The organism is Bizionia sediminis (assembly GCF_042684585.1).
GTDB classification, from domain to species: Bacteria; Bacteroidota; Bacteroidia; order Flavobacteriales; family Flavobacteriaceae; genus Algorimicrobium; species Algorimicrobium sediminis.
Genome location: NZ_JBHULS010000002.1, coordinates 1 through 12406, shown reverse-complemented (window position 1 = coordinate 12406; position 12406 = coordinate 1). Strand labels below are relative to the sequence as shown.

7 protein-coding genes and 2 pseudogenes are annotated in these 12406 nt (G+C 39.6%); 4 read left to right on the top strand and 5 right to left on the bottom strand.

Translation table 11 applies throughout. The annotated features are described in order from the left end of the window. Positions 1-52: 52 nt before the first annotated feature. Positions 53-349 (top strand): thioredoxin, encoded by a 297-nt coding sequence (gene trxA / locus ACFSQP_RS04485; protein WP_376892133.1) that lies wholly within the window; start codon positions 53-55, stop codon positions 347-349. Continuing rightward, on the top strand, positions 342-935 hold the full coding sequence (locus tag ACFSQP_RS04480) for an SAM-dependent methyltransferase (protein WP_376892132.1): 594 nt from the start codon (positions 342-344) through the stop codon (positions 933-935). The genes trxA and ACFSQP_RS04480 overlap by 8 nt, the downstream gene beginning before the upstream one ends. A gap of 2 nt (positions 936-937) precedes the next feature. On the opposite strand, the gene ACFSQP_RS04475 is transcribed toward ACFSQP_RS04480, so the two are convergent. Then, positions 938-1822 carry a sterol desaturase family protein gene (locus ACFSQP_RS04475; RefSeq protein WP_376892130.1) on the bottom strand — a complete coding sequence of 295 codons (885 nt, stop codon included), beginning with the start codon at positions 1820-1822 and terminating at the stop codon, positions 938-940. A gap of 200 nt (positions 1823-2022) precedes the next feature. Between ACFSQP_RS04475 and ACFSQP_RS04470 the strand changes: the two are divergent. Both ACFSQP_RS04470 and ACFSQP_RS04465 read left to right on the top strand, forming a co-directional pair. Then, positions 2023-2157: pseudogene (locus ACFSQP_RS04470) on the top strand (YeeE/YedE family protein); the annotation flags it as partial. Positions 2158-2160: 3 nt separating this feature from the next. After that, a pseudogene (locus ACFSQP_RS04465) lies at positions 2161-2573 on the top strand (DUF6691 family protein). A gap of 143 nt (positions 2574-2716) precedes the next feature. Here ACFSQP_RS04465 and ACFSQP_RS04460 read toward each other — a convergent pair. From ACFSQP_RS04460 to ACFSQP_RS04445, 4 genes are all read right to left on the bottom strand, one after another. Further along, a complete protein-coding gene (locus ACFSQP_RS04460; protein WP_376892129.1) occupies positions 2717-5191 on the bottom strand; it encodes a LamG-like jellyroll fold domain-containing protein in 2475 nt (824 codons plus the stop codon). Between the two features lie 379 nt (positions 5192-5570). Continuing rightward, positions 5571-6833 carry a hypothetical protein gene (locus ACFSQP_RS04455; protein ID WP_376892128.1) on the bottom strand — a complete coding sequence of 421 codons (1263 nt, stop codon included), beginning with the start codon at positions 6831-6833 and terminating at the stop codon, positions 5571-5573. Positions 6834-6925: 92 nt separating this feature from the next. Continuing rightward, the gene (locus ACFSQP_RS04450; RefSeq protein ID WP_376892126.1) at positions 6926-9781 is read right to left on the bottom strand and encodes a beta strand repeat-containing protein; all 2856 of its coding nucleotides are present in this window, start codon (positions 9779-9781) and stop codon (positions 6926-6928) included. 34 nt (positions 9782-9815) lie between these two features. Further along, on the bottom strand, positions 9816-12406 hold a 2591-nt coding region (locus tag ACFSQP_RS04445), incomplete at its 5' end, for a beta strand repeat-containing protein (RefSeq protein ID WP_376892125.1).

The window sequence follows — 12406 nt, the reverse complement described above, 5'->3', positions numbered from 1 at the left end:
AAATAATAGGCTAAAACCGAACTAAATACGTACAATTTTAAAATAAATAGTCATGAGCAAGTTTTCAGAATTAATTCAAAAGGACACTCCTGTGTTAGTCGATTTTTTTGCTGAATGGTGCGGACCTTGTAAAACTATGAGTCCTATTTTAAAAGAAGTGAAAGCTGAATTGGGAGATAAGGTTTCCATAATAAAAATAGATGTGGATAAGAACCAACAACTTGCAGCGCAATTTAATGTGCGGGGTGTGCCTACGCTAATTCTTTATAAACAAGGAAAGCAAATTTGGCGACAGGCAGGCCTATCTTCCAAAAGAGATTTGGTGTCTTTAATCCAATCGCATGCTTAAAAAGATGGATTTATCTGAAGCCTTTTGGGACAGCCGCTACCAAGATAACAATACTGGCTGGGATTTAGGCCAAGTATCTGGGCCTATTAAAAGCTATATAGATCAGTTAGAAGATAAATTGCTTAAAATTTTAATTCCCGGAGCAGGAAACGCCTATGAAGCGGAATACTTGTACCAACAAGGTTTTAAAAATGTGTTTATTGCCGATGTTTCTAGAACCGCTTTAAGTAATTTTAAAACACGAGTTCCTAATTTCCCCGATAGCCAGTTATTGCATGCTAATTTCTTTAACATTCGCGGGGCCTTTCATTTAATTCTGGAGCAAACTTTTTTTTGCGCCTTAAATCCAAATTTACGTCAAGCCTACGCAGAAAAAACACACAATTTGTTAGACACTAACGGCCAATTAGTGGGCGTGTTATTCAACAAAGCATTACACACAAATAAGCCGCCTTTTGGTGGTTTTCAAGATGAATATGAGGGATACTTTGCACCCTATTTTCATTTTAAAACGCTGGAACCGTGTTACAATTCAATGCCAAGTAGGGCAAATAGCGAACTATTTTTCAATTTTCAGAAAAAATAAAATCAGGATTTCGTTTTCTTTTTAGAAAACCCATATTTGGCTTGGCCCAAAAAGCTTTTGGGCATGTGGTTGTCGCCGTGGTATCCCAATGTAATGGTTCCACTGGCCTCAGGCACGTGGTGTGTTTTAAATATATAATCCCAAATGCTTAAACTAATACCGTAATTCATGCCATGTGGCTTATCGTTGGGTAAATTATAAGCGTGGTGGTACAAATGCATAACTGGATTGTTTAAAATGTATTTAAATGGCCCATAGGTTATTTTAATATTGGCATGATTAATATGCCCAATAGTTATGGCAATAAAATGAACAATATAGGCTTGTTCCGGCTCAAAGCCGCCTAAAATCATAACACCAAATACTTTTAATGGTTTGTATAAAATATTTTCCATCCAATGATAGCGCAAATGCGCTGCAAAGCCCATTTCTTTAACACTGTGATGCACTTGGTGAAAACGCCACAAAAATTCAAATCGGTGCAGCATAACATGGGTAAACCACTGTACAAAATCTAAAACAACAAAAAACACCAACAATTGCAGCCACATAGGCCAAAGGTTCATATTTATTAAAGATAGGCTTGTTATAGAAATACCAATGTTGGAAAAAGTAAGCTCTAAAACATTATACACGCCGCTAATTACAATGGCAAAAATGAAGAAGTTGAAAAACATGTAAAATGCGTCTAGCCAAAAATCTTTTCTAAAAATAGCCTGGTTTTTTCGCCACGGAAATAAAATTTCTAATCCCCAAACTACAATAGAAATGACAATTAAGCCCCAAAAATAATTTGTGTACCACGGCACCTGAAACAGGACGGATTGCCAAGTCCAGTTTAGTGTGCCAACAATAGCGTCGGTAAAAGCCTCTAAATAGTTCCACATATTAATTTAGTATGATACAAAGTTACTGAAGAAATTGCAATTCGTGTGCCAAAATAAACCTAAACTATAGCATGTACAGTAACCAATGTTACTAAACAAAGGCTTACAAACTAAATTAAAAAAATGGGGTGCCGCCCTGCTTCAATACAGGCTTTCGTTTCTTTGGGCTACTAATAGTTAGTCTGGTTATTAGGTGTGAATATGGAGAGTGTTGCACATCGGGGCATGCTATTTCAGGTTTAAGTAATTTGCAGTTACCCTCCTTATTTGCCGTTATAGGTTTCTTATTGGGTGGTTTAATAATGGTTCAATTAATTTTTCTCTTAATTTTTTAGACTATGAGAACAGGTATATATTTGGTAATAGGCATTATTTTTGGGTTTATGATTTTTAAATCGGAAGCCGCTTCTTGGTTTCGCATATTTGAAATGTTTCAGTTTCAGTCTTTTCATATGTACGGAATAATAGGCGTGGCTTTGGGTCTTGGTTTGCTGATGGCCTTTGGCATCAAGCGCTTCAAAATAAAATCATTTTTTGGTAAAACACTTCAATTTGAAGCCAAATAAAAAGGCGTTATACGTTATACAATAGGAGGTATGTTGTTTGGTTTTGGTTGGGCATTGGCTGGTGCATGCCAGGTTCAATGTATGTGTTAGCGAGTGCTGGCTATGGGTCCATTTTGGTAGTTATTGCTTCGGCAGTTCTAGGAACTTATGTATATGGTTTGCTTAAAGATAAATTACCGCATTAAATTGTATACTAGTTTATAATTAATTTGCGGTTTAGGTTTGGTTTGTTGACGGCGTGTCTTTAAAATATGACCTAATTTTTCATGATTAGCCTATTTTAGGAGTATTTTTAAAACCGGAAGCAGTTTCTATGCCGATTTTGTTTTTATTCTAGTCCATATTTAACCCTTACAGCGTTGTAGTTTTGTTGAATTTCCTCGGGCGTAAGTACCCGTTTATAAATTAAAATTTGGGCAATATTGCCACTAAAGAAATTTAGAGAACCTGCTCTAGATGCTATGTAAAGCGGGAAACTTGTAAAGTTTCCGCTGTTGTCGTTAATAAGCCCTGTATTATTCACAGCACTTGGCGTATTCCCGTTAATATACATTAAATTCTGATTTACGGCCGCCAAACTTCTGTCTGTTGTTATGGCTATAAAGTGCCAATTACCGTCATTTAAAGATGTGGTTGTATTGGATACATTATAACCTTGATTATGATCTGTAAACTGTATTTTTTTATCCGTACTGTTATTGTTGGATAATACACCAAATGCATTATTAGAATTCCAATTGGCACTGTGCTCCAAAATCATTTGTGCTGCGGTAGCCGTTGTTTTAAAAATGATTTGAATCGTTAGGTTATCCGTATCCGAAAGGTCCAAATTATTGGTCGTTACAAAATAATCGTCTATGCCATCAAAAACTAAAGATCCATTGTTTGTACTGCTATAATTAACCCCGTTTTGTAGTGTTCCGTGATTGCCATTGCCACTCAAATCAGACCAAGCTGTTCCAGATCCTGTGTAGCTTTCAGTATTATTAGCATCTAAATATAGTAACATTCCCGGAACCAAATCGTATGTTTTAGTTTGTATCGAGGCGCCATGACTATTTACGCCCACATTACCGCCTACAAGGCCGTTGCTGTTTACATAATTAAGATCTGTATTTGTAATTTTACCATATTTATTAACTACTTGTACATTGTTTACCGTAAGTGTAGCTGTTGAAGTACTGCTGCAATAAATGCCTTCTGCTGCTTGTGTGGCGGTTATAATGGCGGTTCCTATTCCAGTTAAGGTAACCGTGTTACCGCTTATGCTTGCTACTTCTGGATTACTACTTGCATAAGAAAAAGTACCGCTGCTAATGCTTGTAGGATTACTAATGGTAAAGGCGCCATCAAACATGGTTTTTGAATAATTATTAAAATTTATAAGAGTTGGTAGGGGCTTTATAGTGACTAATTGAGAAGTGCAAGCTGTGTTAGAACCTGGCCCTTTTCTTTTTACAAAATAGCCGGTATCGCTGGTAGGCGAAACGGTTATGGAGGCTCCTGTGCCAATAATCGGGTTTGTTGCTAATTCTATAAAATCAATATCCATGATTATACCACTGGCAGTGGTATAATCATATCTAATGCCTGTAATATTACCGTCTGATGTCCACAGTGGATGTGTGGACATGTCAATCGATGACGTATGCCATTGACCATCAGATATTAAAGATTTCCATATAACTTTAGAACCATTTGCACCTGTCATAGAACCATTTAAAAAGAAAATTTGCCCTTGGTTTGCAGTACCAGAAACAACACGATAGCGAAAACTGATATACTTATAAAGCGTTGGATCAAAACTCCCTAGATTAAACATATTAATATAAGGATCGCTTGATTCAGATGTTACATTCAAAATACCATTGGCATTGGTGTTAACTGTAGTGCTCACCAAGCCATAGGGTTGTGTATCCCAACCTTCGTGAAAAGCCTCTGTGTTGCACATGTTTTCGTACCAAACATCTACGGTATTTAAACCCGATTTTCCGCCAGAAGCTGTTAGAATCGTGTTGCTGCCACTGCAAATTTCTGTAGTTCCAGAAATACTGGTGGGTGCAGTAGTTTGTTTAGATAAAATAGTAAACTCGTCAATACTACCAGATCGTATATAAATATCAATTCTATCAAAAGCAGGTGAAAACCCGGCAGCTGTTATGGCGGGGTTTGTGGGATTCGCGTAATTAAAATTGTTTAAAAAAGATTCCACCCACATCTCTGTTTTATTCAAATCATAATCTATACGCAGTATAACGATATTTTGAGCATTCAAATTTTTGGTGGAAGTGCCAATATTGGTGCCAATTTCATTTAAAAGCGACATAAAGCTGCCCGTGCCAGCGCCAATAAATGCGGTTCTATCTGTTCCGTTTAATAGTCGAATGGTAGGTGTTCCTCCACCTGCATTTGCTTCTAGAACCGATATAAATTGAAGGTAAACAACACCTTCATTTTGCAGAGGTAAGGATCTTCCTAAAGATGCAATTTCATTACAAGAGCCGAAGCACGTTTCATCAAATTCGGCTTTTTTCCCCGTTACGCTTAAACCCAAAGGTGTTAAGCCACTAGAGCCTGTTTTTAAATATCTATTCTGGTACGATTGTTCCCAGTTACTAGACCAACCAGAACCGCCACTAGCGTTTAATAAAGAAGTGCCACTGGTATAGTCAAAACCTTCATAGGCTACTAGATTAAATCCTATTGGCGTAGTTTGTGCGTTCGCATTGAGCATAACAAAAAATAGAACAAAACAACAAGCGTTAAAGTGCTTAAAGCCTTTTATGGGTAAATTATATGTCATATTTTTAAGTTTGATACTATTAAGTGGCCGTTATGAATCTATTTACCTAACACAGAAGTAAAAAATAAAGCAGACTTCCCATTCATTTTTAAGCTTATCTAAATCTAGTATAAACATTGTTAGATTACAATTTTTAAGCATTTTAAAACTATTTAATAGACATTGTTTATTTTAAAGAGCGGTAGATAGGTGCTGTTTTTTTAAATTTACACTATTTGGTAAAAACCATGCTTTCACTTTTTGTTATGCTTACTGTTAAAGTAGTTCGTCAAGTGGGCACGTTAAATAGACCTCAAAACCTAACGCATTGGTAATAAAAATTAAAATAAGTTCCTTTTCTTTTAAAATCGCATCTAAATCTATCCGTATCAACAAGAAACTAAAAAGTACGCATGGCTCTAACAGGTAACCCAGTTCCGCCTTTGGGCATTTGGAAATATTGACCATCACTCATACGTTGAGCATAGACCTTATCAGCGTTAACCTCTGTAGAACTGTAATAAACAGTATCTGGAATGCCAATGGCTGTTTTATTCACATACAATGTATTTAACTCCTCTTTACTAGGTAAATACCAATCCGTATATCCACCGCCTGTGTAGGCTCTTGCTAAACCGGCTGCATAATCGGTAGTTGTAGCGCTTTGAGCGGCAATAATTGCCGTAGTATTAGCGGCACCAGTTCCTTTTGCAGATCCTGTTCCAATACTTACATTAGTACCATTATTCCATGCCTTACCGTCTCCGTTAGATTGATTTTCTGTGGCTACAATTAAACCATGTGTTTCTCCAGCTACATAGCCCGTGTCCCCCGGAACAAAAATATAGGCTATTTTTCCACCTTGATAAGTATCGCCTACGGCAAGATTTTTAATGCAGCGTACTGCGCGTCCGTTTGCTCGTAGGTCGCTGGAACCTATGACGGAAGCGCCGCTATCGATGGACAGGAAGTGCGACAGCGAAGCCGAAAAGAAACTGCTAACCGTACTGCTCCAATAGTAGCCGCTACCAGGATTGTTGAGCGAACCATTGTTGTTGCTGCGGTAGCCCGTCAAGGGCAATTTAAGCTGCGAGGCCCAAGCACCAGCTGTATTATTGCTGCTCCATGTAGCACGTTCTGCCTCCCATTCGGCCTTTGTTGGCAGTCGGAAACCGCTTGGACATGGGTTGTTAATGCCGTTTACCCCCTGCCAGAGATTGTCGGGATCGGTGCCTGTGTACCAATTGGATGATCCTTTAATAAAGTCGGTTCCCGGACTAGTTGAGCTGCTTTGTTCTGTTATTGCAACGCTTGTTCTTACCTGATGCCCATCCGTGGCACGTCCCCACTGGTATAAATCGCCATAAGCCAAGGTGTCGGTAGCACTGGTGGCAACTCGAGACGCTCCTAAGTTGCGGTCCATCCATATCCTGCCTGTGGTAGAGGTTACGCTTGTTGTTAAAGGCGCATCTACAATGCCTCCAAATCTGTTCAGTCCTATTCCAGTTGCTATGGCGCCATTTTTATTTACCGCCTGCAAAGCTTCAGTGGTTACTGCACCATTTTTATTTACTATTTGCGCCGCCCCATGAAAAGGGAATACGCTCAATAGTATAAAATAAAAAATAAATTTTAATGGGATTACTGTGTTCAATAAGTTCATGATGTGTTGTATAAACCAACAAAACAAGAGGAACTACGCGCATTAGTTTTGTTGGGGTTGGTGTTTAAAACTTCGAATACTTCTTGGAATAGTTAGTAAAAATAATCAAACTGAATTCTATCAGTTACAGCTAATACGGTCAATCCATTGTTTGCAGGAATGTAGGTAACTGTAGCGCCACTTATGGTATAGGCCGTATTACTAATACGAATACCATTTACATACATTTTCACCTTACTGTTTGCCGAAGGTGTTTGCGTTAATGTAAAACTAGTCTGATTTAATGTTGCTGTAAATTCATCTGCCACTTCTCGCACACTTGGCGCGGCACTTCCCCAACTGGCAACACCAGAGGCATTGGTAGTTAATACTTGGCCGGCAGTTGAATTATGCGTACTTGGGTAGGTTACTGCCCCAGCTTTAATAGATCCGCTTGCATTAATTTCTACTATAGGAGCGATAGTAGGTTCTACCGTAGTTGAAACATTGTAAAATCTAAAACCACCAGCACTAGTGCCTTTATTGTTAACAATAGAAGTATAACCGTCTCGAGTAGCATCAGTAGTGCCTGGTTGTAACAAGTTCCAAACTAAATAGCCACCTTCTAAACCGGTGTTATTAGGTCCCGTTGCATGAAAAGCGTTACCTTTTACCAAACCACTTGTTCGTACTTCTGTAACAGCTGTATTTCCTAATTGTATGGTGTTGCTGTTGGTTACTTTGGCATTATAGCCAATGGCTGTACTGTTCACTAAAGCAGGGTTTGCAGCATCAGGACCAGAGAAAGCACCAATACTTGTATTGTAAGATCCTGTTGTATTTGTTTCTAGTGTATTATATCCGATTGCTGTATTCCTCATACCCGTCGTTGTAGATTTTAGAGCAAAAGTTCCAATAGCTGTATTTCTATCACCCGATGTATTTACGGCTAAAGCATCTGTACCCATAACCACACTAGTATAATCACCTCCGCTACCTTTTCCAATAGTTAAAGTACCTATCATCATATCTGAACTAAAGGTTTTTGCTCCAGCAATGGTTTGTGCGGTTGTTAAATCTACAAATTTGGATGAAGATGCAGCCGCACTTACAAAAGCTGTGGTAGCTAGTTGTGTGGTGCTTGTTCCAGCAATTGCTGTTGGGGCTGTTGGAGTTCCTGTAAATGTTGGTGAAGCCGATAACACCAAGCTTCCTGTTCCTGTTTCATCTGAAATAACGCCAGCCAATTCGGTTGATGTCGTTGCTGATAAAGCACTTATTTTATCTGTAGTCACTACCAAAGTTTTTGAACTTGGAATGGCCGTTCCATTCACGCTTGTTGCTGTGGCAACACCCAAAACGGGTGTTACCAATGTTGGTGCGGTATCCATAACAAATTTAGAACCTGTTCCGGTTTGAGAAGCTACCGAAGTGGCATTTCCTGAACTTGTTATTGGTCCTGTTAAATTTGCGTTGGTTGCTTGAGCGTTGGTTACAAAAGCAGTTGTAGCAATTTGTGTAGAGTTAGTTCCTGCAGAAGCTGTTGGGGCTGTTGGAGTTCCTGTTAAGGCAGGGGAAGCCATGGGGGCGTAAGCAGTAGCATCAACAGATCCGTCTGCTTTTAGAAATTGTGTTGGTGTACCTCCATTTTTGACAAAGGAAGCAGCTGTCAAAGCGTTACTAAACGTTTTTGCTCCAGCAATGGTTTGTGCGGTTGTTAAATCTACAAAGTTTTTGGTTGCAGAACCTGTACCACCATTAGCTAATGGTAAAATACCGCTATAAGAAGTCGCTTCTGTTGATGGTGTGCTCCAAGCTAAAATACCAGCACCATTGGTTGCTAAAACTTGTCCAGACGTACCATCCGTATTGGGTATCGTAATAGCACCGGTAGTTAATGTCCCACTCGTTTTTACATGGGTAATATCAGTATCTCCTAATTGAATGGTATTGCTTGTGGCTACTTTGGCGTTATAGCCAATGGCTGTGGCATTGGTTAAATTGTTACTAGATACATCTGCACTATTACCGATTGCAGTATTTTGATTACCTGTAGTGTTTGTACGTAATGCGTTTTGTCCCACAGCACTATTTTGACTTCCAGTGGTATTGCTATACATCGAATTATCACCTGTCGCAGTATTATTACTTCCATCGGTATTGCTGCGCATTGCATTAGCACCAGTCGCAGTATTGCTCCTTCCTATAGTATTTGCTGCCATGGATCGAGAACCAATAGCAACGTTGGAGCTACCCTGTGTACTTATTTTTAAAGCTTGATAACCAACGGCAGTATTTGTACTGTTCGTGCTTTTGGTTAAGGTTTCTCTACCTATTGCAGTATTTCCCCAGCTGGTATTTTCTTTTAAGGCGTCTAGTCCAAGAGCTGTATTATAGACTGTCATTGATGCGTCACCTGCTCCAACTCCAACTGTCATTCCTTGAACAATTAAATCTGTTTCAAACGTTTTTGCTCCAGCAATGGTTTGTGCGGTTGTTAAATTAACAAAATTAGAGGAAGACGCAGCTGAAGTAACAAAGGCGGTTGTAGCTACTTTTGTTGAGGAGTCTCCGGCGGCTTGGGTCGTAGCAGTTACGCCATTAGCTATTACAGATGTTTCGGTAATATTACCTGTTAAATTACCTACAACATTACCTTTTAAATCTCCTTTAAAGGTTTGCCAGACGTTATTGTATGCAATTCTTAATTCTCCGTCGTTAGCAATACCACAATTGGTACAGAAAACCATCATGCCTTCGGCAGGTCCAGTTATTGCATTCATTTGAGATTCCGTCATTCGAGGGAGTAAAAAGCCTTTGGTGGTACTTTCTAACTCTAAAACAGCTTTTGGGTTAATTGAATATGGATTGTCTCCAATTTTTTGTGTTTTTTGAGCAAAAGCAGTCGCTACTGTAAAGCATAAGATCAACGTGTGAACTATGCTTCTTGATAATATAAAAGGATTCATATAATATTGTTTTTTATTTTATAATTATAATGGACTAGTCAATAACGTACCAAGAGGTTCCATTAGATTGAATTCGGATGGTTTTATTCAAATTCATAAATGGCACTGTTGTAGTTGTTGATAAGTATATGGTTTTATCAAAAGATAATTTATTACTACTTTCATCAATTTTACGTATTACAAATATTTTACCACTAGCGCTAGAAGCTTCAGGCAATGTCAGTGTAAAATCGCCACTGCTAGCATCGCATAAAATAGTATAATCGGACAACGTTGCTGTGTAATTAGTATTTTTAGTAGCAATATTAACAACGTTTAACGCATCAGAAACAAAAGCTGTGGTAGCAATTTGTGTGGTGCTTGTTCCAGCAATTGCTGTTGGTGCTAAAGGAGTTCCTGTGAATATTGGTGAAGCCGATAACACCAAGCTTCCTGTTCCTGTTTCATCTGAAATAACGCCCGCTAATTCCGTTGACGTTGTGGCCGATAAGGCACTTATTTTATCTGTAGTCACCACCAAAGTTTTTGAAATTGGAATAGACGTTCCATTTACGCTTGTTGCCGTTGCAACGCCCAAAACGGGAGTTACCAATGTTGGTGCGGTATCCATAACAAATTTAGAACCTGTTCCCGTTTGAGAAGCTACCGAAGTGGCATTTCCTGAACTTGTAATGGGTCCTGTTAAATTTGCATTGGTTGAATTTGCTGTATCCACATAGGTTTTAACCGCTAATTCTGTTGGGAATTTTACGTTCGTTGCATCAGCGAGCGTCGCATCTGTAGATTTGTTAGCGGCATCTTCTTTCAAAGCCAAAGCTGTTATCGTAGCTGTTTCATTGGCATTCACATCCGCTTGAACGGCAGCAATAGCGGTATCGGCATCTGCTTCGTTTGTATCTACATCTGCTTGAACAGCTGCAATGGCTGTCGTTGCAATAGCAGCATTTGTTGTAATCGCTGTGGCATACGTTTTTATGACTGCATCTAATACATCATCTGCTTGAGATAAATTTGTAACACTACTAATATAGTTCGCACTGCTATTGGCAGTATAAGTGCCATCAGTTTCTAACCCGGCACCAGCTTGTGTGGTATTTAATTCTAATTGAAGGGCATCTGTTGTTGCTGTATTAGCCGTACTTAAATTATCAATATTTGTCTGTAAAGTCGCATCGGCTAAATCGCTAGCGGTTTCATTGGCATTCACATCCGCTTGGACGGCAGCAATAGCTGTATCGGCATCCGCTTCATTTTGATCAACATCCGCTTGAAGCGTTGTAATAGCTGTGGTTGCGGAGGATGCATTACTAGTTATTGTTGCGATTATTGTCGTATCGGCAGCTTCACTAGCAGCCTGATTGTTGTCTACATCCGCTTGAACGGCAGCAATAGCTGCATCGGCATCTGCTTCATTTTGATCAACATCCGCTTGATATGCAGCAATAGCAGTATCGGCATCAGCTTCATTTTGGTCTACATCCGCTTGAACGGTGGCAATGGCTGCATTTGTAGCGGTCACATTGTTTGTTATAGACGTGGCGTTTGTTGCAATCCCATCGGCGTTGGTTTTGACCTGGGCATCTAAATCTTCGGTCGCATCAACGATAGAGGTGGAGCTATTGATATAATTTGTCGAACCGTTTGCTGTGTATGTTCCATCTGTTTCTAAACCAGCACCAGTTTGTGTGGTATCTAATTCTGCTTGAATAGCAGCCTGATTGTTGTCTACATCCGCTTGAACGGTGGCAATGGCTGCGTTTGTAGCGGTCACATTGGTTGTTATAGACGTCGCATTGGTAGCAACCCCATCCGCATTGGCTTTGACTTGGGTATCTAAATCTTCGGTCGCATCCACGATAGAAGTTGAGCTATTGATATAATTGGTCGAACCGTTTGCATCGTATGTTCCATCGGTTTCTAAACCAGCACCTGTTTGTGTGGTATCTAATTCTGCTTGAATAGCAGCTGTTTCAGCTGTATTAGCTGTATTTAAGTTATCGATGTTGGTTTGTAATACGGCATCAGCAGCATCACTGTCGGCTTCATTCTGATTGACATCCGCCTGCACCGCAGCAATAGCAGTATCGGCATCTACTTCATTTTGATTGACATCCGCTTGAACGGTGGCGATGGCTGTATTTGTATCGGTCGCATTAATTGTTATGGATGTCGCATTGGTAGCAATCCCATCCGCATTGATTTTGACTTGGGCATCTAAATCTTCGGTCGCATCCACGATAGAAGTTGAGCTATTGATATAATTTGTCGAACCGTTTGCATCGTATGTTCCATCTGTTTCTAAACCAGCACCAGTTTGTGTGGCATCTAATTCTGCTTGAATAGCAGCTGTTTCAGCTGTATTAGCTGTATTTAGGTTATCGATGTTGGTTTGTAATACGGCATCAGCAGCATCACTGTCGGCTTCATTTTGGTTGACATCCGCCTGCACCGCAGCAATAGCAGTATCGGCATCTACTTCATTTTGATTGACATCCGCCTGCACCGCAGCAATGGCTGTGTTTGTAGCGGTCGCATTGTTCGTTATTGATGTCGCATTGGTAGCAATCCCATCCGCATTGGTTTTGACTTGGGCATCTAAATCTTCGGTCGCATCCACGATAGAAG

Excerpts from the sequence above, each read along its gene's own strand:
- ACFSQP_RS04455 (WP_376892128.1), bottom strand. The coding sequence starts at position 6,833 with ATGAACTTATTGAACACAGTAATCCCATTAAAATTTATTTTTTATTTT.
- ACFSQP_RS04480 (WP_376892132.1), top strand. The coding sequence starts at position 342 with ATGCTTAAAAAGATGGATTTATCTGAAGCCTTTTGGGACAGCCGCTAC.
- ACFSQP_RS04460 (WP_376892129.1), bottom strand. The coding sequence starts at position 5,191 with ATGACATATAATTTACCCATAAAAGGCTTTAAGCACTTTAACGCTTGT.
- ACFSQP_RS04475 (WP_376892130.1), bottom strand. The coding sequence starts at position 1,822 with ATGTGGAACTATTTAGAGGCTTTTACCGACGCTATTGTTGGCACACTA.
- ACFSQP_RS04450 (WP_376892126.1), bottom strand. The coding sequence starts at position 9,781 with ATGAATCCTTTTATATTATCAAGAAGCATAGTTCACACGTTGATCTTA.
- trxA (WP_376892133.1), top strand. The coding sequence starts at position 53 with ATGAGCAAGTTTTCAGAATTAATTCAAAAGGACACTCCTGTGTTAGTC.